This is a genomic window from Vibrio lamellibrachiae (assembly GCF_050337265.1).
GTDB classification, from domain to species: Bacteria; Pseudomonadota; Gammaproteobacteria; order Enterobacterales; family Vibrionaceae; genus Vibrio; species Vibrio kyushuensis.
The window spans coordinates 89,714-112,271 of sequence record NZ_JAKJSU010000015.1 but is presented as its reverse complement, the minus strand read 5'-3'; the positions used below and the strand labels follow the sequence as shown (position 1 = coordinate 112,271).

22 protein-coding genes and 4 tRNA genes are annotated in these 22,558 nt (G+C 43.5%); 5 read left to right on the top strand and 21 right to left on the bottom strand.

All coding sequences use genetic code 11. The annotated features are described in order from the left end of the window. Positions 1 to 122: 122 nt before the first annotated feature. The 9 genes from L4C54_RS21585 to pncC all read right to left on the bottom strand — a co-directional run bounded on the left by L4C54_RS21585 (position 123) and on the right by pncC (position 7,080). Positions 123 to 199, bottom strand: a tRNA-Arg gene (locus tag L4C54_RS21585). Positions 200 to 266: 67 nt separating this feature from the next. After that, positions 267 to 359: transfer RNA gene (locus tag L4C54_RS21580), tRNA-Ser, on the bottom strand. Positions 360 to 403: 44 nt separating this feature from the next. Next, a tRNA-Arg gene (locus tag L4C54_RS21575) sits at positions 404 to 480 on the bottom strand. A 71-nt stretch (positions 481 to 551) separates the two neighbouring features. Beyond that, positions 552 to 644 (bottom strand) — tRNA-Ser (locus L4C54_RS21570). 182 nt (positions 645 to 826) lie between these two features. After that, positions 827 to 1,027 carry a carbon storage regulator CsrA gene (gene csrA, locus L4C54_RS21565; RefSeq protein WP_248007442.1) on the bottom strand — a complete coding sequence of 67 codons (201 nt, stop codon included), beginning with the start codon at positions 1,025 to 1,027 and terminating at the stop codon, positions 827 to 829. Positions 1,028 to 1,119: 92 nt separating this feature from the next. Beyond that, a complete protein-coding gene (locus L4C54_RS21560; RefSeq protein ID WP_428809759.1) occupies positions 1,120 to 2,307 on the bottom strand; it encodes an aspartate kinase in 1,188 nt (395 codons plus the stop codon). Between the two features lie 185 nt (positions 2,308 to 2,492). Further along, the gene (gene alaS, locus L4C54_RS21555) at positions 2,493 to 5,078 is read right to left on the bottom strand and encodes an alanine--tRNA ligase (protein WP_428809758.1); all 2,586 of its coding nucleotides are present in this window, start codon (positions 5,076 to 5,078) and stop codon (positions 2,493 to 2,495) included. A 250-nt stretch (positions 5,079 to 5,328) separates the two neighbouring features. Next, positions 5,329 to 6,366, bottom strand: a complete 1,038-nt coding sequence (gene recA, locus L4C54_RS21550; RefSeq protein ID WP_428801194.1) for a recombinase RecA — start codon at positions 6,364 to 6,366, stop codon at positions 5,329 to 5,331. Positions 6,367 to 6,561: 195 nt separating this feature from the next. Next, on the bottom strand, positions 6,562 to 7,080 hold the full coding sequence (pncC, locus tag L4C54_RS21545) for a nicotinamide-nucleotide amidase (protein WP_428809757.1): 519 nt from the start codon (positions 7,078 to 7,080) through the stop codon (positions 6,562 to 6,564). A 103-nt stretch (positions 7,081 to 7,183) separates the two neighbouring features. Here pncC and mutS point away from each other — a divergent pair, with 103 nt between their 5' ends. Then, entirely contained in the window at positions 7,184 to 9,745 is a 2,562-nt protein-coding gene (gene mutS / locus L4C54_RS21540; RefSeq protein WP_428809756.1) for a DNA mismatch repair protein MutS, read from the top strand. Between the two features lie 169 nt (positions 9,746 to 9,914). Here mutS and rpoS read toward each other — a convergent pair whose 3' ends face one another. From rpoS to folB, 11 genes are all read right to left on the bottom strand, one after another. Continuing rightward, positions 9,915 to 10,928, bottom strand: coding sequence for an RNA polymerase sigma factor RpoS (gene rpoS, locus L4C54_RS21535; protein ID WP_428809755.1), 1,014 nt, complete (start codon positions 10,926 to 10,928; stop codon positions 9,915 to 9,917). A gap of 70 nt (positions 10,929 to 10,998) precedes the next feature. After that, entirely contained in the window at positions 10,999 to 11,874 is an 876-nt protein-coding gene (locus tag L4C54_RS21530; protein WP_428809754.1) for a peptidoglycan DD-metalloendopeptidase family protein, read from the bottom strand. Positions 11,875 to 11,876: 2 nt separating this feature from the next. Beyond that, entirely contained in the window at positions 11,877 to 12,503 is a 627-nt protein-coding gene (locus L4C54_RS21525) for a protein-L-isoaspartate(D-aspartate) O-methyltransferase (RefSeq protein ID WP_428809753.1), read from the bottom strand. After that, on the bottom strand, positions 12,500 to 13,261 hold the full coding sequence (surE, locus tag L4C54_RS21520) for a 5'/3'-nucleotidase SurE (protein ID WP_428801200.1): 762 nt from the start codon (positions 13,259 to 13,261) through the stop codon (positions 12,500 to 12,502). Before surE ends, L4C54_RS21525 begins: the two co-directional genes overlap by 4 nt. Positions 13,262 to 13,307: 46 nt before the next feature. Continuing rightward, complete coding sequence (gene truD / locus L4C54_RS21515; protein ID WP_428809752.1) at positions 13,308 to 14,348, bottom strand: tRNA pseudouridine(13) synthase TruD; 1,041 nt, start codon at positions 14,346 to 14,348, stop codon at positions 13,308 to 13,310. Between the two features lie 113 nt (positions 14,349 to 14,461). Then, positions 14,462 to 14,938 carry a 2-C-methyl-D-erythritol 2,4-cyclodiphosphate synthase gene (gene ispF, locus L4C54_RS21510; RefSeq protein ID WP_428801287.1) on the bottom strand — a complete coding sequence of 159 codons (477 nt, stop codon included), beginning with the start codon at positions 14,936 to 14,938 and terminating at the stop codon, positions 14,462 to 14,464. Beyond that, complete coding sequence (ispD, locus tag L4C54_RS21505) at positions 14,935 to 15,696, bottom strand: 2-C-methyl-D-erythritol 4-phosphate cytidylyltransferase (protein ID WP_428809751.1); 762 nt, start codon at positions 15,694 to 15,696, stop codon at positions 14,935 to 14,937. The genes ispF and ispD overlap by 4 nt, the downstream gene beginning before the upstream one ends. A 1-nt stretch (position 15,697) precedes the next feature. Beyond that, entirely contained in the window at positions 15,698 to 15,979 is a 282-nt protein-coding gene (gene ftsB / locus L4C54_RS21500; RefSeq protein ID WP_428801203.1) for a cell division protein FtsB, read from the bottom strand. 135 nt (positions 15,980 to 16,114) lie between these two features. Further along, the gene (locus L4C54_RS21495; RefSeq protein ID WP_428809750.1) at positions 16,115 to 16,918 is read right to left on the bottom strand and encodes an undecaprenyl-diphosphate phosphatase; all 804 of its coding nucleotides are present in this window, start codon (positions 16,916 to 16,918) and stop codon (positions 16,115 to 16,117) included. A gap of 10 nt (positions 16,919 to 16,928) precedes the next feature. Then, entirely contained in the window at positions 16,929 to 17,423 is a 495-nt protein-coding gene (gene folK, locus L4C54_RS21490; RefSeq protein WP_428809749.1) for a 2-amino-4-hydroxy-6-hydroxymethyldihydropteridine diphosphokinase, read from the bottom strand. Continuing rightward, on the bottom strand, positions 17,420 to 17,773 hold the full coding sequence (gene folB, locus L4C54_RS21485; RefSeq protein ID WP_428801206.1) for a bifunctional dihydroneopterin aldolase/7,8-dihydroneopterin epimerase: 354 nt from the start codon (positions 17,771 to 17,773) through the stop codon (positions 17,420 to 17,422). Before folB ends, folK begins: the two co-directional genes overlap by 4 nt. Before the next feature lie 256 nt (positions 17,774 to 18,029). On the opposite strand from folB, the gene plsY reads away from it, so the two are divergent. Next, the gene (gene plsY, locus L4C54_RS21480; RefSeq protein ID WP_428801207.1) at positions 18,030 to 18,641 is read left to right on the top strand and encodes a glycerol-3-phosphate 1-O-acyltransferase PlsY; all 612 of its coding nucleotides are present in this window, start codon (positions 18,030 to 18,032) and stop codon (positions 18,639 to 18,641) included. A 53-nt stretch (positions 18,642 to 18,694) separates the two neighbouring features. On the opposite strand, the gene tsaD is transcribed toward plsY, so the two are convergent. Further along, a complete protein-coding gene (tsaD, locus tag L4C54_RS21475; protein WP_428809748.1) occupies positions 18,695 to 19,711 on the bottom strand; it encodes a tRNA (adenosine(37)-N6)-threonylcarbamoyltransferase complex transferase subunit TsaD in 1,017 nt (338 codons plus the stop codon). Positions 19,712 to 19,968: 257 nt separating this feature from the next. Between tsaD and rpsU the strand changes: the two genes are divergently transcribed. From rpsU to dnaG, 3 genes are all read left to right on the top strand, one after another. Next, complete coding sequence (gene rpsU / locus L4C54_RS21470; protein WP_004396009.1) at positions 19,969 to 20,184, top strand: 30S ribosomal protein S21; 216 nt, start codon at positions 19,969 to 19,971, stop codon at positions 20,182 to 20,184. 27 nt (positions 20,185 to 20,211) lie between these two features. Further along, entirely contained in the window at positions 20,212 to 20,655 is a 444-nt protein-coding gene (locus tag L4C54_RS21465; RefSeq protein ID WP_428801209.1) for a GatB/YqeY domain-containing protein, read from the top strand. An 88-nt stretch (positions 20,656 to 20,743) separates the two neighbouring features. Further along, positions 20,744 to 22,483 (top strand): DNA primase, encoded by a 1,740-nt coding sequence (dnaG, locus tag L4C54_RS21460; protein WP_428809763.1) that lies wholly within the window; start codon positions 20,744 to 20,746, stop codon positions 22,481 to 22,483. Positions 22,484 to 22,558: the final 75 nt, after the last annotated feature.

Here is a 22,558-nt window from a genome sequence, read left to right as displayed (position 1 = left end):
GGTTCGTAGCCAGGTACTCTATCCAGCTGAGCTAAGAGCGCACAAGGTTTCGATACTGAATTCTCTATTAACTTAGTGTTAATTAAGTTATCAATATCAGGATTAATGAAAACCCTAAATAGTGGCGCGTCCTGGAGGATTCGAACCTCCGACCGCCTGGTTCGTAGCCAGGTACTCTATCCAGCTGAGCTAAGGACGCACAAGATTGTGAACAATATCACAATTTATTTCTTTTGGAACAAAAAAATTGACCTAAGGCCAATAAATGGCGGAGAGGGAGGGATTCGAACCCTCGATGCGGCTATAAACCACATACTCCCTTAGCAGGGGAGCGCCTTCGGCCACTCGGCCACCTCTCCACATTATATCTTTCATTCTAATAAGAAGTGACTCTTAAAAAGAATGGCGCGTCCTGGAGGATTCGAACCTCCGACCGCCTGGTTCGTAGCCAGGTACTCTATCCAGCTGAGCTAAGGACGCACATTTTGTTCTCTGTCTGTTTGCCTGCTAAAACAAACAATTATTTGTATGCTACAACAAATAAGCAAGAATGGCGGAGAGGGAGGGATTCGAACCCTCGATGCGGCTATAAACCACATACTCCCTTAGCAGGGGAGCGCCTTCGGCCTCTCGGCCACCTCTCCGTCTTGCGGAGGCACATATTACGATTTACCGAAAATATGTCAAACACTTTCTTGGCAAAAAGATTAAAAAAAACGTCAACCGTTTGCAATTTAATCAAAGCGATGTGAAATCACTCTTTTTACTCGTATTATCTGTTTTAAACTCACAAAAAAGGCCAGCATAGATGCTAGCCTCTTAGATATTAGTAACTGCCGCCAGGTGCAACGTTACCATTACCTTTTTCTGCTTGGATTCGCATGTAGATCTCTTCACGGTGTACAGAAACCTCTTTTGGAGCATTTACACCGATACGAACCTGATTACCTTTTACACCAAGAACAGTGACAGTTACTTCATCACCGATCATAAGAGTTTCGCCAACACGGCGAGTCAAAATTAGCATTACTAGCTCCTTGAGTAGTCTCTAAATAAATTTGCTACGAAAGTATTATCTAACAAAAGTTATATTTTCGTAAACAATAATGTTAATCAATATTAGCCTAAAAGCACGTGTTTCTTTTGGCCATCGAATGCTTGGCTTTGGGCAATATAAGCATCATGTAGCACATAAGCTGCATTATCTACGCAATCTTTAGATAAAACAATCGTCAATGATTCATTCTCAATAAAATCGCTGACAACGTTAATATCACGTCCTATTAACAACTGCTTTGATGACTTAATCAATCCTTTTGCTCGCAAGCCAACGACCGTTAACAGGCTTACCTCTGAACTATTACGGATTTTGTCACTGAACACCAGATCCAATTTAGAAATTGAGTCATGTTCAATCACAATGCTCACGTGATCTGGATGTTTGATCACATTCCAGATGGTGATCCCGAGCATTTGGCACTGTGTCGTCGCACTTGCTAAGTGTGCGGGCTCTATCTCGACCAATAGCATATTTCGACTTATCGCGATTCCTGCAACGTTTTTGGACGCTACCTCTCCTTGAATCAAACTGCCATTGTTCGTTTTGAAAGTAGAAAGAACTCGAAGCGGTACATTGTGTTTCCATGCATATTGAACTGATGGCAAATGTAATACCTTGGCACCTTTACGGGCCATCTGCTCCATCGATGGAAAATCAATGACATCTAGTTTCTTAGCATTGGGAACCACTCTTGGATCGCAAGTGTAAATGCCATCAACATCAGTGAAAATCTGACACTCTTTCGCCTTTAGTGCTCCAGCTAACGTAACAGCACTGGTATCTGATCCGCCACGCCCTAAAGTCGTGATGTCTCCGTTATCATTAATCCCTTGAAAGCCAGCTACAATGACTATGTTGTCTTGCTCTAGTCGGCTTTCAATTGCATAGGTATCAATGCATTTGATCGTGGCGTCATTATGTTGGCTATCTGTCTGTATGCTGGCTTGTGTTCCTGTTAGTGAACACGCTTTATACCCAAGTTTACTGAGCGCCATAGCAAGCAGTGCCATCGAGACTTGCTCACCAGATGACAACAAGACATCAAGCTCGCGCGCGTTTGGCACACTGTCGATCTGCGTTGCCAAAGACATTAAGCGATTCGTCTCTCCTGACATCGCTGACACAACAACCACAATATGATTGCCTTGATTCTTAGCATTAATAATATGTTTGGCGACAGTATGAATCGATTCAATCGTTCCTACTGACGTCCCACCAAATTTTTGTACGATAACGGGCTTTTTCACCAGCCTTCACCTTCCCAAGACTAAATCTTATTGGACCTACAGAAACAAACTTCATAGGTATGTAAAAGAGAAAAACCAAGTCGTCTACTTGGCTCTGTATTTCGTCCAATTAAACCACTTGGTTCTAATAACATTGTTATGCTCAATCAAAACTTTTCAATTAAGCATACTTTTTTTGCTAACGGTTACTTCAAGCGCTCTTGTAACCAAGCACGAGTAGAAGTAAGTGCTTCAGGTAATGCTTCGATATCATTACCACCAGCTTGAGCCATATCAGGACGGCCACCGCCTTTGCCACCAACTTGCTCTGCAACCATCTTGACTAGATCACCAGCTTTCACTTTGCCGATAAGATCTTTAGTCACGCCAGCGATTAGGCCAATCTTGCCATCGTTAACGTTCGCAAGAAGAATGATGCCACTACCAACGCGATTCTTAGCTTCATCAACCATTACGCGTAAGTTTTTGTTGTCACCGCCTTCGATGGCAGCAACAAGAACTTTTGTACCTTCGATCTCTTCAACCTTGCCCATGATGTTCGCGCTTTCCGCAGCAGCCATCTTGTCTTTCAGTTGTTGGATTTCTTTCTCTAATTGCTTTGACTTGCTAGCAGCTTCGCTGAGTTTCTCTTCATACTGAGCTTGCTGTGCATCAACCGCATCTAATGCAGCTTCACCAGTAACCGCTTCAATACGACGAATACCCGCAGCAATACCACCTTCCGATGTGATCTTAAATAGACCAATATCACCCGTGTTGCTTGCGTGAATACCACCACAAAGCTCTGTAGAAAACTCACCCATTGATAGTACGCGAACTTCATCATCATACTTCTCGCCAAACAGTGCCATAGCACCTTTTTGTTTAGCAGACTCGATGTCCATGATGTTCGTTTCAATAACGTGGTTTTGACGAACTTGAGCATTAACCATACGCTCTACTTCTTTCAACTCAGCAGGTGTAACCGCTTCTAAGTTAGAAAAGTCAAAACGTAGATTATTTGGCTTAACCAATGAGCCTTTCTGAGCAACGTGGTCACCAAGAACAGAACGCAAAGCAGCGTGTAGTAAGTGAGTTGCTGAGTGGTTCAAAGTAATTGCAGCGCGGCGTGATGCATCAACCTTTGCGCTTACTTCGTCGCCTTTAGCGAATACACCTTCAGAAAGCACACCGTGATGGGCAATTGCATTGCCTAGCTTTTGTGTGTCTTCAACAGTGAATACACCAGCATCAGTAATCAACTGACCTGCGTCACCACATTGTCCACCTGATTCTGCATAGAACGGCGTTTCATCTAATACGATGATCGCTTTGTCACCAGCAGAAAGAGTAGAAACTTCTTCGCCTTCAACAAAAAGTGCTGACACCTTGCTGCTGCCTGTCGTTGCTTCATAACCACAGAACTCACTTTCACTATCAATTTTGATAGTCGCGTTGTAGTCAGTACCAAACTGGCCCGCTTCACGAGCACGTTTACGCTGCTCTTCCATCGCCTTTTCAAAGCCAGCTTCATCAATAGACAATTCACGCTCACGCGCAACATCATTGGTTAAGTCTGCTGGGAATCCGTAAGTGTCGTACAGTTTGAAGACTGTTTCACCGTCTAGTACGCTGCCTTCTAGATTATCAAGAGCATCATTTAAGATAACCATGCCACGCTCTAGAGTTCGGCTAAAGTTCTCTTCTTCAATACGCAGAACTTTTTCAACGATAGCTTGCTGCTTCTTAAGCTCTTCACCCGCCGTGCCCATGACTTCAATAAGTACAGGAAGCAGTTTATGGAAGAATGAACCTTGAGCGCCTAGCTTGTTACCGTGACGTACTGCACGACGAATAATACGGCGAAGTACATAACCACGGCCTTCATTTGACGGCATAACACCATCAACAATGAGGAATGCACATGAACGAATGTGGTCAGCAACCACACGTAGAGATTGATTAGAAAGATCGTCATGACCAATCACTTCTGCCGCTGATTTGATTAATGTTTGGAAAACATCAATTTCATAGTTCGAGTGAACGCCTTGCATAATTGCAGAGATACGCTCGATACCCATACCCGTATCAACAGCCGGTTTTGGCAGTGGTTCCATCGTGCCATCGGCATGACGGTTAAACTGCATAAATACGTTATTCCAGATCTCAATAAAGCGATCGCCATCTTCTTCTGGCGTTCCAGGGCGACCACCCCAAATATGTTCACCATGATCATAGAAGATTTCAGTACATGGACCACAAGGACCGGTGTCGCCCATCTGCCAGAAGTTATCTGACTCAAACGGCTTACCACCCTCTTTATCGCCAATACGAACGATACGATCAGCAGGAATACCTACCGTTTTGTTCCAGATATCAAATGCTTCATCATCTGTTTCATAAATAGTAACTAACAGACGATCTCTTGGTAGCTGTAGAGTTTCAGTTAGAAACTCCCAAGCAAACGCAATAGCATCTTCTTTGAAGTAGTCACCAAAACTGAAGTTACCAAGCATTTCAAAAAAGGTGTGGTGACGAGCAGTAAAGCCAACGTTTTCTAAATCATTGTGTTTACCACCAGCACGTACACAACGCTGAGACGTAGTCGCTCGCGTGTAGGCTCGTTTCTCTGAGCCTAAGAAGCAATCTTTGAATTGGTTCATACCTGCGTTTGTGAATAGCAGGGTTGGATCGTTATGTGGAACTAACGATGAACTGTCTACGATTTGGTGTCCTTTGCTTTCAAAGAACTTAAGGAACGCGTTGCGAACCTCATCAGTGCTCATGTACATGCAGCTCTTCCTGAAAATTATCGAGTTAGAATTTTGCCGTATTGTAGATCATGGTTAAGTCATAGACTAGTTTTCTAACTAAAAAGACGCTATTGAGCTTAAATGAGGCACTAATTCGTCATTTAATACAGTTTCACTTTCAATATTTGAGGGGGAAATGTTCAGCTTGATCGGAGTGTTGAATGGCAAATACAACAAAGCCCTGCATTGCAGGGCTTTGGTTTAAATCAGGGAAGAATGTAGCTGAATATTACAACTCTTCTTCTGGTTGCTCTTCTTTTTCTGGCTCTTCAAGTTGAGCTGGAGTTAGCAGCATTTCGCGTAGTTTAGTATCGATTTCAAGCGCAACCGCTGGATGCTCACGAAGGTACTTACCAGCGTTTGATTTACCTTGGCCAATCTTATCGCCATTGTAGCTATACCAAGAGCCCGCTTTTTCAACAAGCTTATTCTTCACGCCTAAATCAATTAGCTCACCTTCGCGGTTAAAGCCTTTTCCGTAAAGGATTTGAGTTTCAGCTTGCTTAAATGGTGCTGCAATTTTGTTCTTAACTACTTTGATTCGCGTTTCGTTACCAACGATTTCGTCGCCTTCTTTGATAGAACCGGTACGACGGATATCAAGGCGAACCGATGCGTAGAACTTAAGTGCATTACCACCAGTTGTCGTTTCTGGGTTACCAAACATTACACCAATCTTCATACGAATTTGGTTAATGAAGATTGCCATACAGTTAGACTGCTTTAGGTTACCCGTTAGCTTACGCATTGCTTGAGAAAGCATACGCGCCTGAAGACCCATGTGGCTGTCGCCCATTTCGCCTTCAATTTCAGCTTTTGGTGTTAGAGCTGCTACTGAATCGATAACCAATACGTCAATCGCGCCAGAGCGTGCTAACGCATCACAAATTTCTAGAGCTTGCTCACCAGTATCTGGTTGAGAAACCAATAGTGCATCGATATCAACACCTAGCTTTTGTGCGTAGATAGGGTCAAGTGCGTGCTCTGCATCAACGAATGCACAAGTTTTACCAACACGTTGAGCGGCAGCGATAAGCTCAAGCGTTAACGTTGTTTTACCTGATGATTCAGGACCGTATACTTCAACGATACGTCCCATTGGTAGACCACCAGCACCCAGTGCGATGTCTAGAGAAAGTGAACCTGTTGAGATGGTTTCAACATCCATCGTACGGTTGTCACCAAGACGCATAATAGAACCTTTACCAAACTGCTTTTCAATTTGGCCAAGGGCTGCGGCTAATGCTTTTTCTTTATTTGCGTCCATCTCTATCTCCACACTGTTCGCAGTTTGAGTTGCGAACTAGAATACAATTGGTTTACCGATATACGGGTTACCCGTAAGGGTCTTTAATTGGCTTTTATTATACTGTTGATTCATACAGTGTCCATAGCTGTATGAAAAAAATAATAGCTTTATACTGTTTGGATCACACTATTTAGTGTCAATTATTTCTAACCACTATTTTGATTTCTTACTCAAATAATCGATAACGGATTGAAGTGCATGACTTATTGCTTGTGATCGAACACTCTCACGATCGCCTTCAAAATAGATCGTTTCAACCTTACGCCAATCACAATTACTTGCCCAAGCAAAACAAACCGTTCCTACTGGTTTACCTTCTGTTGCGCCACCTGGCCCGGCAATTCCACTAATGGAGACAGCCAACGTCGCTTTTGAATGGGACAAAGCACCATTAACCATTTCAACGACAATCGGCTCACTCACTGCACCATATTGCTCTAATGTCTCTTGCTTAACGCCTAACATCTCCATTTTTGCTTCATTGCTATAGGTAACAAATGCGCGATCAAACCAAGCAGAACTGCCCGCTATATCGGTAATAGAGGTGGCAACCCCTCCCCCAGTACAGGACTCAGCCGTTGCCATGATCTGCTTTGTTTCTAGAAGTAGCTGACCGACCTGTTTACTGAGCTGCTTATTAAGCTGTTCATTAAATACTAGATGTGACGCCATGACAGAAAACCTCTTTGTGTCTTTCGTATGAATTTGGATCTTTTCGCGTGAATCGTATTCACGTATCCTAAGCCGCAATAGATCAAAACGAAAGAATAGAACTGTGAAAGCCGATCAAAAACACACGCCAATGATGAAGCAATATCTTGGGCTGAAAGCTGAGAACCCTGAAATACTCTTGTTCTACCGTATGGGGGATTTCTACGAGCTTTTTTATGATGATGCCAAGCGCGCATCTCAGTTACTTGATATCTCTCTAACAAAGCGTGGGGCCTCAGCGGGTGAGCCTATCCCAATGGCCGGTGTTCCTTATCACTCGATTGAAGGCTACCTAGCAAAATTGGTTCAACTTGGTGAGTCTGTCGCTATTTGTGAGCAAGTTGGCGATCCAGCAACAAGTAAAGGCCCAGTCGAACGCAAAGTTGTACGCATTGTGACTCCGGGCACCGTGACTGACGAGGCCCTGCTTTCTGAACGTGTCGACAACTTAATTGCGGCTATTTACCATCACGGCGATAGGTTCGGTTACGCAACGCTTGATATGACATCTGGCCGCTTTCAATTAATTGAGCCAGAGAATGAAGAAGCGATGGCCGCGGAGCTTCAGCGCACATCACCAAGAGAGCTTCTTTTTCCGGAAGACTTTGAACCCGTACATCTGATGAGCAACCGAAATGGTAATCGTCGCCGTCCGGTGTGGGAGTTTGAGCTGGATACTGCCAAGCAGCAGCTTAACCAACAATTCGGTACTCGTGATCTCGTAGGCTTTGGTGTAGAAAATGCAAAACTTGGATTATGCGCTGCGGGTTGTTTAATTCAGTACGTTAAAGATACTCAACGCACTACCCTGCCACACATCCGTTCATTGACATTTGATCGCCAAGATCACTCGGTTATTTTGGATGCAGCTACAAGACGTAACCTTGAGATCACACATAACTTATCTGGCGGTTTAGATAACACCCTAGCAGAAGTGCTTGATCACAGTGCAACAGCAATGGGCAGCCGAATGCTAAAACGCTGGCTTCATCAACCAATGCGTTGTACTGACACACTCAATCAACGCCTTGATGCCATTAGTGAGCTTAAAGATTTAGGTTTATATAGCGATTTACAACCAACATTAAAACAGATTGGCGATATAGAGCGTATTTTGGCTCGATTAGCGCTTCGTTCTGCTCGCCCAAGAGACATGGCTAGACTGCGCCAAGCACTGCAACAACTGCCCGATCTGCATGCTTCTCTCAATGAGCTAAAGCAACCATATCTAGTAAAGCTAAACCAATATGCCGCACCATTTGAGGAGATACGCGATCTTTTAGAGCGTGCCGTCAAAGAGAATCCACCGGTTGTGATTCGTGATGGTGGTGTGATTGCACCAGGCTACAGCGAAGAGTTGGATGAATGGCGTGATTTAGCCGATGGTGCAACTGAGTTTCTTAATAAGCTCGAAGCAGAAGAGCGAGAACGTCACGGAATTGATACGCTGAAAGTTGGCTTTAACAATGTGCATGGTTTCTTTATTCAAGTTAGCCGAGGGCAAAGTCACTTAGTACCGCCTCATTACGTTAGGCGTCAAACGCTTAAGAATGCTGAGCGCTATATTATCCCTGAACTAAAAGAGCATGAAGACAAAGTACTGAGTTCAAAATCAAAAGCACTCGCCATTGAGAAAAAACTTTGGGAAGAGCTGTTTGATCTACTGCTTCCACACCTAGAACGCCTGCAAAATATCGCGTCAGCTGTATCACAAATCGATGTATTGCAAAACCTTGCTGAGCGCGCGGAAAGCTTAGATTATTGCCGCCCAGCCATCAGCAAAGAGACCGGGATCCATATTCAAGCAGGCCGCCACCCTGTGGTTGAAAAAGTAATGGATGCACCGTTCATCGCTAACCCAATTGAACTCAACGATAAGCGCAAAATGTTGATCATTACTGGGCCGAACATGGGCGGTAAATCCACCTATATGCGTCAAACAGCACTGATCGCCTTAATGGCACACATTGGTAGTTATGTACCTGCAGAATCGGCGCAGATCGGCTCAATAGACCGTATTTTCACTCGTATTGGTGCATCTGATGATTTGGCCTCTGGCCGTTCAACTTTCATGGTTGAGATGACAGAAACCGCCAATATCTTGCACAATTCGACACCAAAAAGTCTGGTACTAATGGATGAAATTGGGCGAGGAACCAGTACCTACGATGGCTTATCTTTGGCTTGGGCAAGTGCTGAGTGGCTTGCGAGTAATATAGGCGCTATGACACTGTTTGCGACCCATTACTTTGAACTGACTGAGCTTCCAAATCAGCTACCAAATCTTGCCAATGTACACTTAGACGCGGTTGAACATGGGGATAGCATTGCCTTTATGCATGCAGTTCAAGAAGGTGCAGCAAGCAAATCATATGGACTTGCTGTAGCGGGTCTTGCTGGTGTGCCGAAGAGTGTCATTAAAAACGCACGTAATAAGCTAACGCAGTTAGAGCAACTAGGTACGGCAACGGAACAGAATAAACCATCATCCGTTGATATTGCTAATCAGTTAAGTTTGATTCCAGAGCCAAGTGAAGTTGAGTCTGCGCTTGCAGGGATTGATCCCGACGACCTAACGCCAAGGCAAGCCCTTGAAGCGCTGTATCGCTTGAAGAAAATGATCTGATTTTCTTTATGTAGTAAAGATAAGAGTAGTAAAGAAAACAGAAAGCAATCAATACAAAAAAGATCCTGCTATTTACCTAATAGCGGGATCTTTTTATTTCAGCTTTTTCTAATTAAATCGAGTACTTAAAGCGAATAGTTAAGGTTATTTATCTTCAGAGCTATTCGTCTTATTCATCTTCGACACTAAAGAGGTTTTCCATGTTAAGCCCTTGCTTAATCAGTACCTCACGTAGTCGACGTAGCCCTTCAACTTGGATCTGACGAACTCTTTCACGAGTAAGATTTATTTCTCGTCCAACCTCTTCTAGAGTCGATGGCTCGTAGCCAAGCAGTCCAAATCGACGTGCAAGCACTTCTTTTTGCTTTGGATTTAACTCATCAAGCCAATGTACTAACGAGGCTTTAATATCGTTATCTTGAGTTGAAACTTCGGGATCTGAATTATTAATGTCAGGAATAATATCTAACAGTGCTTTTTCACCATCACCACCAATTGGCGTATCAACCGAACTCACACGCTCGTTTAAACGAAGCATTTTGCTCACATCTTCCACTGGCTTATCCAGTTTTGATGCGATCTCTTCTGCTGTTGGTTCATGGTCAAGCTTTTGTGATAGTTCTCTTGCGGTGCGGAGATAGATATTAAGTTCTTTCACTACATGGATAGGTAAACGAATAGTACGTGTTTGATTCATTAAAGCGCGTTCTATTGTTTGTCGGATCCACCATGTCGCATAAGTTGAAAAACGGAAGCCCCTTTCTGGATCAAACTTTTCTACAGCGCGGATCAATCCAAGGTTTCCCTCTTCAATCAAATCTAGCAGTGCGAGACCACGGTTGCTGTAACGGCGAGATATTTTGACCACAAGACGAAGGTTACTTTCGATCATGCGTTTACGTGCAGCTTCATCACCTCGTAGTGCTCGACGAGCAAACAAGACTTCTTCTTCTGCAGTAAGTAGCGGAGAAAAACCAATTTCACCTAGGTAAAGTTGCGTGGCATCTAGGCTTTTACTAGAAACCTCTGCTTCTTCACTGGCGACGGCTTTTGCTTTAGGTGCTGCTTTTGCTTTAGCGGTGGATTTTGCTTTCGTTGGTTTCTTTTTAGCTTTACCGGCATCCTTCGCGGTATTATCTAAATCAAACTCTTCGATTTTCGTTGCTGCATTGCTGATACTCATAGTGCCTCCCCCTGGCGAGCTAGCAAGACATTACTACTTCTTAATGTCGCTAAATTACCCTTAAAGTAAATTACGGTAAGTAACGATTTGGATTCACCGACTTACCTTGGTAGCGAATTTCAAAATGTAATCGAACACTGCTGGTCCCTGAACTGCCCATTGTTGCTATTTTTTGACCTGCTTTTACACTCTGTCCTTCTTGTACAAGCAACCGATCATTATGAGCATATGCACTGAGGTAGTTATCATTATGTTTTACAATCACTAGATTGCCGTAACCTCTTAACGCATTGCCCGAATATACAACGGTTCCTCCTGCTGTTGAAACGACGGATTGACCTCGCTGTCCTGCTATGTCAATACCCTTATTCCCTTGTTCTCCAGCAGAAAACTTCTTAATGATTCTCCCTTTGGTAGGCCATATCCAACTGCTAACTTTGTCGTTTTTTGGTTTTGTCTTAGTTGTGACATTGTTAACATTTTGTTGACTTGTTGATTTAACATACTCCTTTGATTTTGATTGATCAACCTTCTTTGGAGGATCTTGTTGTACTACTTTAGTTTTGACTGATGTATTTGCAGGTTTAGAGTTTTTACTTGTTTTTTCAGTACTTTTAGCAGCAACTGCTCCCGCACCTGTACCACCAAAGGCCGGAGCAACATAATTCTTACGCCATAAGTTAAGTTTTTGACCTGGATGAATCGTATAAGGGGGGGATAAGTTATTATTACGAATGATCTCTTTTACATCTTTATCTGTTACGTAACTGATAAAGTAGAGCGTGTCGCCTTTTTTCACTTCGTAGAAGCTGCCTCGATAGCTACCACGAGAAACACTACTGTAATCTTTCTTTAATCCAGAAACAGGCGCAGGGTTTTGTGCAGCACATCCAACTAAGAGGCTGACAAAACAAATGACCAGTATGTTTCTGGAAAATATACTCATATCTAAGCAAGATCACCGGCAACTAGGGGAACAAAACGCACCATCTCTATAACTTCTGAATGATACTCACTGCCTTGGCAGGTAATTTTAATAAGCTGCTGCTCATCTTCACCAACAGGGATAATCATTCTCCCACCTTCAGCTAACTGCGTTAGAAGAGCTTGAGGAACGCTCTCTGCTGCTGCTGTAACAATAATGGCATCAAAGGGCGCTTTATTAGGCCATCCTTTCCAACCATCACCGTGCTTGGTAGAAACGTTATAGATATCAAGTTGCTTCAAGCGTCTTTTCGCATCCCATTGCAGTGTCTTTATTCTCTCAATTGAATGCACATGATCCACCAATTGAGCAAGTACTGCAGTTTGATAGCCTGAGCCAGTCCCGACTTCCAACACGTTACTGCTGCGCTCTAGATCCAGCAGTTCTGTCATTCTAGCAACGATATAAGGCTGAGATATTGTCTGCCCCTGACCAATCGGCAGTGCATTATTATCATAAGCTTGATGAACCATCGCCTGAGATACAAAATATTCTCGAGGCAGGTTTCTGATTGCTTGTAATACTCGTGGATCTTGAATGCCACTCGCGACAAGAAAATCAATAAGCTTGTCAGCATGTGGGTTTGTCATAATCTCTTTTCCTTAAACCAATGTTCCATCGCTCGCAAAGATTCATGTGCGGTAAGATCTACCTGCAGTGGTGTAACCGAGATTTGGTTTTTATCCACCGCATAAAAGTCTGTGCCTTCCCCTGCGTCCTGCTCTTTTCCAGGAGGACCTAGCCAATAAATATCATGTCCGCGTGGATCTTTCTGCTTAATCATATTCTCAGCGTGATGGCGGGCACCTAAACGTGTCACTTTTATGATTGAGTCACTGTGACTATCTTTATCAGGGATATTCACGTTAAGTAATCGATTAGTAGGGATAGGCTGTGCGATATGCTGCTCGACAATCTGTTTTGCTACTTGAGCTGCAGCGTCAAAGTTAACTTTACCGACTAACGAAAAAGCGATCGATTGAACACCTAAGAAATGCCCTTCCATCGCCGCAGCCACAGTGCCAGAGTAAAGTACATCATCACCCAGATTTGCACCGTGATTAATACCAGACAACACAAGGTCAGGAAGATCGTCTTTCATTAGCTCATTGAGTGCAAAGTGTACGCAGTCAGTAGGTGTTCCTTGTACTGAATAAACTTGTGGTGCAATCTCATTTACCCTTAAAGGTTGCTCTAAGGTTAATGAGTTAGATGCCCCAGACCGGTTTCGATCAGGGGCAACAATGATGATCTGTGCAATCTCTTTTAAGGCATCAGCTAGCGCATGAATTCCTTGCGCGTGAACGCCATCATCATTGCTGATCAATATCTTTAACTTAGGCTTCATTTTCGTTTTACCTTAATAAACCCAACGCATTAATAAACAAAGCGCCTTAATAAACGCGTTCAACGATCTCTTCTTCCACTAGCTCTCTTACGATTGACGTTGCAAAACTACCAGCATCAAGTGAGAATTTAAGCGTTACTTGATCATCAGTGTGCGACCATGTGAGATTTTTGGGCTGCAACAAGATCGAACGACGATCATGGCGCATTCTATTACCACGGATCAGAGCCATTAAATCAGGTTCATCATCAAGGTGCGGCTGTTCGAGTTGTTGTGCTTTTTCTTGAGTAGGTAGTGCATTATCACCGGCTAATGCCGCAGTGATCATAGCCTCTTGGCCTGCAATAGCTTGCTCAATTGAAGCCAAATTGTCTTCTGTTACAGGGGTCGATTCGAAACCTGTAACGATGTCGCCAATGATCAGTGCGTTAAACACGTTTTGCTCTAATCGAGCTGAAACAATTCTGTTAAAGATCCATGAACGAGCAGAAGATAGATACAAGCTACGTTTGTTTTGATTGCGAGTTCGTACGTTCTCACGCCCCCAGCGACGAGCTTCCTCTAAATTATTACCCTGATTACCAAAACGCTGGCTACCAAAGTAGTTAGGCACGCCCACATTTGAGACTTTCTCAATACGTGCAATAACATCATCAACATCCGTCACATCTGACAGCGTGATTTCAAAATCATTACCCGCCAAATCGCCAGGGCGAAGCTTTTTGTTATGACGAGTCATATCGAGTATTTCAATGCTTGGATACTGCGTTAAAAATGCACCAAAATCAGGAGTGCCACCTTTAGGTAAATGAACGCTTAACCACTGCTCAGTCACTGCGTGACGATCTTTTAATCCCGCCCAGCTAATATCTTTCGATTTTACGCCACAGGTTTTTGCCAGCTCATTGGCAACAAAGCTAGTGTTTTCACCCGTTTTACGAATGCGCAGCATTAGGTGCTCACCAGAACCGGTGAATTCATAACCTAAGTCTTCACTTACTTTAAAGTGTTCAGCTTTTGCTTTTAATTTGGCCTTTGCCGTGGGCTTGCCGTGTAAGTAATGAAACTGGGATAAAACATCTGACATATTATTCTTCCGTCACAACGTGACTCTCGATTTGTTTTAAAGTAATACATGTTTTTAAATATCAGCTGCTTTTAAAGTAACTGGTATTATTAAAGATATGATTTTTGTAAAAGCTATTTTTTTAATAGTAGAACAACCGCTTCACAAGCGATGCCTTCTTTTCGCCCGGTAAAACCAAGTCGCTCTGTCGTTGTCGCTTTCACATTCACATTACCAAGCTCTGTTTCTAGATCTTCAGCAATCGCTGCACACATCGCTTTAATGTGAGGGGCCATTTTAGGGGCTTGCGCCATGATAGTGACATCAGCATTACCAAGCACGTAACCTTTCTCTTTCACTAAGCGATAAACATCTTTAAGCAGCTCTCGGCTATCCGCGCCTTTCCACTTATCATCGGTATCTGGAAAGTGACGACCAATATCACCTTCAGCAATTGCACCAAGCAGTGCATCACTTAAAGCATGCAAAGCTACATCACCATCGGAGTGAGCGATTAGCCCTTGCTCGTATGGTACCGCGACACCACCAATAATAACCGGCCCTTGACCACCAAATTTATGTACGTCAAAACCGTGACCAATGCGCATTATAGTATTTCCTTATTTCGGCTTAAGTAAAACTCAGCCAAAGCGAGATCTTCAGGCTGAGTTATTTTTATATTATCAGAGCGACCACGCACCAGAGCAGGTGCTTGGCCTAATCGCTCAAATGCAGACGCTTCATCAGTAATGATTGCGTTCTGTTTTGATGCTGCATCTAACGCCGCAGACAAAGATCCAACGGGAAACATTTGCGGCGTGAGTGCGTGCCATAGTGCTTCTCGATCAACGGTTGTGCTTATGTTTTTTGATTCATCAGAGCGCTTCATTGTATCTCGGACCGGACACGCCAATATCGCGCCAACATCATGATTCAACGAGACATCAATCAGGTTATCAATATCGCTTAATAGTACACAGGGCCGAGCGGCATCATGAACTAACGCCCAAGAGGCAAGGCTGTGATGGTTAACATACTCAAGAGCAGATAACACAGAGTCAGCCCTCTCTTTACCACCAGCAACACGAATTACATTTGGCTGATTGGCGATAGATAGAGTTGAGTAATAGGGATCATCTTCACTGATCGCAACAACAACGGTCTCTATCTTAGGGTGAGAGAGTAACTTACAAATGGTGTGTTCTAGAATGGTCACATCATTGATTGTTAAGTATTGCTTTGGGCGATCAGCTTGCATGCGACTACCAACGCCAGCAGCTGGGACGATTGCGACAATCGAGCTGTAACTTTGTTGAGGCTCTTGGGCTTGATTAAGCTCGTTATTTTCTTTAGATAAGTGCACTAACATTCTACTGAGATTCCTCTCCAAGCAATCGGTAGAACGTTTCTCCTTCTTTGACCATGCCCAACTCATGTCTAGCGCGTTCTTCTATAGCATCTAAACCTTGGCGCAAATCATCAATTTCAGCAAACATTTCTGCGTTACGAGCTTGGAGGTTATCGTTAACTTGATGCTGCGCTTGAATGTCACTATTAACTAAATTGAAATCAATAATGCCGTTTTTTCCAAACCACAATTCATATTGCAGCCAGCCAAACAGTAGCGTTAGTGTCAAAACAAAAATTCGCATAATCGTAACGTAATATAAGGGAGAAAGATTTAAGACCACATATATATCACAATGCAGCTTTTCAAGCGAGATGGGGCAAGTAAGGAAAGGGTGATAAATGGTGCTACATAATGAGCACCATCTAGAAAAGCGCTTTTATTGAAGCAGTAGGAAAGCAAACAAACCGCCACCTAGGATTAGGCGATAGATCACAAATGGTGTCATACCCATTCTAGAGATCAGTTTCAAGAATAAGTGAATGCAGATATAGGCACTAATAAACGATGTCACAACGCCGGTCATTAACACCCCTAAATGCAGAGGTTCACCACTCATTACGAGTTTTAACCCAAGGTAACCACCAGCCAAGAGAATGATTGGGATCGACATTAGAAACGAAAAACGAGCCGCCGCTTCTCGAGTGAATCCGAGATATAGAGCCGCTGTAATGGTTATCCCTGAACGTGAAGTTCCCGGGATCATTGCCATCGCTTGAGCGACACCGATAAACAGGGATTTCTTCCAGTCTGCTTGATGTTCATCGTAAAGCAGTTCAGCATTTTTATCGACATACCAAAGCAATAGACCAAAGATGATCGTAGTAACGGCGATGACCCAAGCACTGCGCAAATATATTTCGATAATATCTTTCATGAAAAGACCGACAATACAGGCCGGAATTGTCGCTAAGATGATCATCCAAGCAAATTTTGACTCTTTGCTTCGCTCGCCTTTAAAAATCGATCCAAAAAAGGCACTTAATAATGTGACCACTTCTTTACGGAAATAGATGATCACTGCCGCCAAGGTACCAACGTGCACAGCAACGTCAAATGCTAGCCCTTGATCTTCCCAACCTAAGACTGCAGATGGCAATATTAAGTGGGCCGAACTTGAAATAGGTAAAAATTCAGTCAGTCCTTGAATAAGAGCAAGGATAAACGCTTCTATATAGCTCATTAAAATCTCATTAGTTCTTTAGATCAAACCACGGCTTGATACTAATTAAAGAGTCAAAATCAGAGGATTGGCGCCAAACTTGGCGAACCGTTCTTCCATCTGATGGAATGTGTAAATCAGGGCATAGCTCATAAAGAGGCTGGATCACGAACGGATATTTAAAAATATCGCATCGTGGTAACTGCGGCCCACTGTCACGGACTTCATCACCAAATAAAATGATATCAAGATCCAAAGTTCGATCTTGATACTTTTCAGCGAACTCTTCACGACCCCAACTTATCTCTATCTTACGCAATGATTGTGAAAGCTCAGTTAATGAGATTGATGTTTTCATCTCAACAACTAAATTATAGAAAGCGTTACTATCGAAGCCTACTGATGCACATTCGTATATCGACGATAACTTTAACTGCTCCCCCAATTGTGAAAGCTCAGCTATCGCCGCTTCTACATGCTTTTTTCGCTCTACATTGGTTCCAACACCAATGTAAGTGGTGATCATTGCTCGCCTCGCTCAATGATCACGCCAACCCCTTTCGCTTGAGCAACAGCACCCGGCTTAGTTAGGCGAATTTTGATCCAAGGAACACTGAAGCGAGTCATAATTAACTCAGCCACTTCTTCAGCCACACGCTCAACCAGTAAAAATCGACCTTGCTCAATGTGTTTTAGCACCGCTTGGCTCACTTCAAAGTAATCTAGCGCATCAACCACATCATCACTTTTACCCGCAGGTTGATTGTTGTGGCCCATTTCAATATCTAAAACCAGCTTCTGCTTGATCTCTTGTTCCCAGTCGTACACGCCGATGGTCGTGATCACTTCTAGCTGTTCAATGAATACTTTATCCATGATGGAGTCTGTCCTTTGTAGAGGTCGGATACCCAAACGGGTCAAAAAAACTTACTATCCTGATGTATCGCTCACGCTGACCATGCATATGTCAGTAGTGCGAGGATATGAATCGCGATATGATAACAATTAGTTGCTTTTAGAGCATCTGTTTCATAAACCGCCCGTTTCACACGACTAACCTCACTTTCTATAAGTTAAGCTCGAGTCGAGTAGTGCTTTTATTAAGTCATGTTTCTATACGAGTAAACGTATCATGAGCCCACTTGTTCTCACATTGATCATTTCAGCCTATTTACTTGGCTCGATCTCAAGTGCGGTATTGATCTGTCGTTTATTACGCCTCTCTGATCCTCGCGATGTTGGATCTAACAACCCCGGTGCGACCAATGTTCTAAGAATTGGTGGAAAGAAAGCGGCCGTAGCGGTTTTATTGTGTGACATGCTAAAAGGAACAATCCCTGTGTGGGGTGGTTACTTCCTCGATATTGATTCTTTCCTATTAGGTGTTGTGGCTATTTCAGCTTGCCTTGGCCATATGTACCCACTGTTCTTCCACTTTAAAGGTGGAAAAGGAGTAGCCACTGCGCTCGGTGCTATCGCCCCTATTGGATTAGGATTAACAGGAATAATCGTGCTAACTTGGCTAAGTGTTGCAATTGTCTTTCGTTATTCATCACTCGCAGCCCTTGTCACCGTCTTGCTAGCCCCGTTTTATACCTGGTTAATTAAACCTCAATACACGTTGCCGGTTGCCATGCTCTGTTGCTTAATCGTGTTTCGACACGGACCGAATATCAAACGACTATTAGACGGTACAGAGCCGAAAGTCGGTGAGAAAAAACAAGGATTAAAAAAGGCCTCATAATGAGACCTTTAAATCTATTTTGTAACTAGACAACAATTCAGTTCAATTTCTTTTTAGCTAACTGGCTTTAACTGATCAATCGGCCAACGTGGCATCGCTTGAACGGATAAATCGCTGGTTTCACCATTCTTAAGACGCTGCATACCAGCGTAAGCGATCATAGCGCCGTTATCGGTACAGAACTCAGTACGCGGGTAGTAGACTTCACCCCCAACCTTTTTAGCAAGTTCACCCAGTGACTGGCGAAGCTGTTTATTCGCACTTACACCACCTGCAATAACAATGCGTTTCATGCCTGTTTGAATTAATGCACGCTTACATTTGATCACTAACGTGTCACATACCGCCTCTTGGAAGGCATAAGCAATATCAGCGCGAGTCTGATCATCATTGTCATTAGCAGCAATGGTATTTGCGGTAAAGGTTTTGAGGCCAGAGAAGCTCATATCAAGTCCCGGTCTATCTGTCATTGGACGAGGGAATTTAAAACGACCCGGATTGCCATTTTCAGCAAGCTTAGCAAGCAGCGGTCCGCCGGGGTAATCTAGCCCCATTAGTTTGGCGGTCTTATCAAACGCTTCACCAGCGGCATCATCAACTGATTCACCTAAGATTTTGTATTCACCCACACCATGTACTTCAACCATCATGCTGTGTCCACCAGAAACAAGCACTGCAACAAAAGGAAATGGCGGCGGATTATCTTCTAGCATTGGAGCAAGTAAGTGCCCTTCCATATGGTGGACGGCAACTGCAGGTACACCCCAAGCATACGCAATACTGCGTCCTATGGTTGCACCCACTAACAGTGCCCCAACAAGGCCAGGCCCTGCGGTATACGCAACACCATCGATGTCTTTAGAGGTTAAATTCGCTTCTTTAAGCGCCTCTTTAATCAAAGGAATCGTTTTCTTAACGTGATCGCGAGATGCAAGCTCAGGCACCACACCACCATAATCGGCGTGCAGTTTTACTTGGCTATATAATTGATGGCTCAGCAGGCCTTTTTCATCGTCATAAATCGCTATCCCCGTTTCATCACACGAGGTTTCAATACCAATAATGCGCATATTTTTCTCTGTATGCTTTTATCTATAGAGGGAATTTGCCGCAATCTTACCCTGCCTTGGCTCGGCAAACAAATTTTGTACAGACAATAAACGATAAAAGGCTTTACAAAGCTTAGGTGATCGGATTAAAATTCCGCACCATTTTTGATCAAGCTGGTTAACGACCAAACGTGAATGAGAGTTAGCTCGATGGGTAACTTCTCTGATTTGGCGATGAATAACCAGCGATAATGAATAACCCCTGAGGTGAAAGGCATATGCCAATAGTTAAAGTACGTGAAAACGAACCGTTCGACGTTGCACTACGTCGTTTCAAGCGCTCTTGTGAAAAAGCAGGTATCCTTTCTGAAGTGCGTCGTCGTGAGCACTATGAAAAGCCAACTACAGTTCGCAAACGCGCTAAAGCAGCAGCTCAAAAGCGTCACGCTAAGAAGCTAGCTCGCGAAAACGCTCGTCGCGTTCGCCTGTACTAATAACTCGATCCCATAAGGAATCCAGTTATGGCTCTTATTGAACAACTCAAAGAAGAGCAGAAATTAGCGATGAAAGCCAAGGACAAACCGCGCCTTGGCACTATTCGTTTAGCCCTTTCAGCAATTAAGCAACGTGAAGTTGACGAGCGGATCACTCTGACCGACGACGACATTATTGCAATTCTGGTCAAAATGGTTAAACAACGTCGCGATTCTGTCGCTCAATTTGAAACAGCTGGTCGTCAAGATTTAGCTGATACTGAGAAAGCTGAAATCACAGTACTAGAGGCCTTTATGCCTCAACCGCTTACTGAAGATGAAGTTATTGCATTAATTACTAGTGCAATAGAAGAATCGGGTGCTGCGGGCATGCAAGACATGGGTAAAGTGATGGCAGTATTAAAACCTCAGATTCAAGGGCGTGCAGATATGGGTAAAGTAAGTGGTTTAGTTCGCTCTAAACTCGCTTAACCCACATCAAATTGCAACAAGCCGTGCTATCCTTTGGACGCACGGCTTGTTTGTATCTATTGTAAACTTTTCTTTTTTCTTAGGTTTTATGGCAGGACACATCCCTAGAAGCTTCATCGATGACCTCCTTGCTCGACTCGATATTGTCGACATTGTCGACCCGCGCGTGAAACTTAAGAAAAAAGGTAAGAACTACGGCGCTTGTTGCCCGTTCCATAATGAGAAAACCCCCTCTTTTAGCGTAAGCCAAGAGAAACAGTTCTATCACTGTTTTGGTTGTGGTGCTCATGGTAATGCCATCGATTTCATGATGGAGTACGAACGTTTAGAGTTCGTTGAAGCGATTGATGAGCTGGCCTCTTCTTTAGGATTAGACGTACCACGTGAACAACGTAGTGGCGGATTCAGTAATCAGCCAACTGCTAATACTGAAGAAAAGCGTAACCTATACGATGTCATGGGTAGCATTGCCCAGTTTTATCGTAATCAGCTGAAAACCGCTTCAAGTAAAGTGGCCATTGATTACCTTAAAGAGCGCGGATTATCTGGCGAAATCGTTCAGAAATTTGGTATTGGTTATGTGGCTGACGAGTGGGATTTAGTTCGTAAGAACTTTGGCCAGCAGCCTAAAGCACAAGAGATGCTAGTCACTGGTGGCATGCTCATCGAGAATGATAAAGGCAACCGATACGATCGCTTTCGCGGCCGAGTCATGTTCCCTATTCATGATCGCCGTGGTCGAGTCATTGGTTTTGGTGGGCGAGTCATTGGTGATGGTACACCTAAATACCTCAACTCACCTGAAACGCCAATCTTCCATAAAGGCAAAGAGCTTTATGGTTTATATGAAGTACTGCAGGCCTATAGAGAGCCACCACAAATTCTAGTCGTTGAAGGCTATATGGATGTGGTTGCTTTAGCGCAGTATGGCGTTGATTACTCTGTTGCATCGCTGGGAACATCAACAACCGGTGATCACCTACAAGTACTGTTTCGCCAAACAAATACTGTGGTCTGTTGTTATGATGGAGACCGAGCTGGACGCGAAGCCGCATGGCGCGCATTAGAGAATGCCTTAAGCTACTTAAAGAGTGGCAATATTCTCAAATTCCTATTCCTACCGGATGGGGAAGATCCAGACAGCTTTATTCGTAAACACGGCCAAGAAGCCTTCGAAATAGAAGTTAAGCAAGCGGTTCCATTATCTCGATACCTTTTTGATCATTTAGTTGCTCAAGTTGATATGGGCAACAACGAAGGTAAAGCCGCTTTAGAAGCTCTGGCTATCCCTTTGATCAATAAAGTGCCTGATGCTTCCATGCAAGGTCAGTTACTAAAAATATTAGGTCAAAAAACAGGCATTTATAAAAAGCCGCTATTACCAAAGGATTCAGAAGCTAGACCTCAACCGCATAAAGAGATCAAGCGCACGCCAATGCGAGAAGTTATCGCTTTGCTTATTCAGAATCCGAGCTATGCTGATATGGTACCCGATCTCTCATCGGTGAGAGAATTATCACTACCGGGACTAACTTTATTAATAGAAGTCCTTGAATATTGTCGAGCGAATCCCCATATCAACACGGGCCTATTACTAGAACAATGGCGCAATAACAAAAATGAGGCGCTTCTGTCTCGTCTCGCCAGTTGGGAAATCCCAACAAATGAAGACAATCAAGAAGACATATTTTTAGACTCACTGGACAAAATTTTGGCCCAGTGCGTTGAAAAACAAATTGAAAACCTGCAGGCCAAGGCAAGAAGTATCGGTTTATCAGCCGATGAAAAAAGGGAGCTACTAGCACTGATGCTAGATTTAAAAGCGTAACCCTATTGAATTGGTCAGCATTGGAAAGATTTGTTATTACTCGTGGTTTGCATGTCGCATACTAAATCCGTCACT

What these genes read in the sequence shown, in the direction of transcription:
- recA (WP_428801194.1), bottom strand. Translation starts at nt 6,366, where the DNA reads ATGGACGCAAATAAAGAAAAAGCATTAGCCGCAGCCCTTGGCCAAATT.
- ftsB (WP_428801203.1), bottom strand. Translation starts at nt 15,979, where the DNA reads ATGCGAATTTTTGTTTTGACACTAACGCTACTGTTTGGCTGGCTGCAA.
- rpoS (WP_428809755.1), bottom strand. Translation starts at nt 10,928, where the DNA reads ATGAGTATCAGCAATGCAGCAACGAAAATCGAAGAGTTTGATTTAGAT.
- tsaD (WP_428809748.1), bottom strand. Translation starts at nt 19,711, where the DNA reads ATGCGCATTATTGGTATTGAAACCTCGTGTGATGAAACGGGGATAGCG.
- plsY (WP_428801207.1), top strand. Translation starts at nt 18,030, where the DNA reads ATGAGCCCACTTGTTCTCACATTGATCATTTCAGCCTATTTACTTGGC.
- csrA (WP_248007442.1), bottom strand. Translation starts at nt 1,027, where the DNA reads ATGCTAATTTTGACTCGCCGTGTTGGCGAAACTCTTATGATCGGTGAT.
- surE (WP_428801200.1), bottom strand. Translation starts at nt 13,261, where the DNA reads ATGAAGCCTAAGTTAAAGATATTGATCAGCAATGATGATGGCGTTCAC.
- folK (WP_428809749.1), bottom strand. Translation starts at nt 17,423, where the DNA reads ATGATCACCACTTACATTGGTGTTGGAACCAATGTAGAGCGAAAAAAG.
- alaS (WP_428809758.1), bottom strand. Translation starts at nt 5,078, where the DNA reads ATGTACATGAGCACTGATGAGGTTCGCAACGCGTTCCTTAAGTTCTTT.
- L4C54_RS21465 (WP_428801209.1), top strand. Translation starts at nt 20,212, where the DNA reads ATGGCTCTTATTGAACAACTCAAAGAAGAGCAGAAATTAGCGATGAAA.
- truD (WP_428809752.1), bottom strand. Translation starts at nt 14,348, where the DNA reads ATGTCAGATGTTTTATCCCAGTTTCATTACTTACACGGCAAGCCCACG.
- ispD (WP_428809751.1), bottom strand. Translation starts at nt 15,696, where the DNA reads ATGTTAGTGCACTTATCTAAAGAAAATAACGAGCTTAATCAAGCCCAA.
- L4C54_RS21525 (WP_428809753.1), bottom strand. Translation starts at nt 12,503, where the DNA reads ATGACAAACCCACATGCTGACAAGCTTATTGATTTTCTTGTCGCGAGT.
- dnaG (WP_428809763.1), top strand. Translation starts at nt 20,744, where the DNA reads ATGGCAGGACACATCCCTAGAAGCTTCATCGATGACCTCCTTGCTCGA.
- L4C54_RS21495 (WP_428809750.1), bottom strand. Translation starts at nt 16,918, where the DNA reads ATGAGCTATATAGAAGCGTTTATCCTTGCTCTTATTCAAGGACTGACT.
- rpsU (WP_004396009.1), top strand. Translation starts at nt 19,969, where the DNA reads ATGCCAATAGTTAAAGTACGTGAAAACGAACCGTTCGACGTTGCACTA.
- pncC (WP_428809757.1), bottom strand. Translation starts at nt 7,080, where the DNA reads ATGGCGTCACATCTAGTATTTAATGAACAGCTTAATAAGCAGCTCAGT.
- folB (WP_428801206.1), bottom strand. Translation starts at nt 17,773, where the DNA reads ATGGATAAAGTATTCATTGAACAGCTAGAAGTGATCACGACCATCGGC.
- L4C54_RS21530 (WP_428809754.1), bottom strand. Translation starts at nt 11,874, where the DNA reads ATGAGTATATTTTCCAGAAACATACTGGTCATTTGTTTTGTCAGCCTC.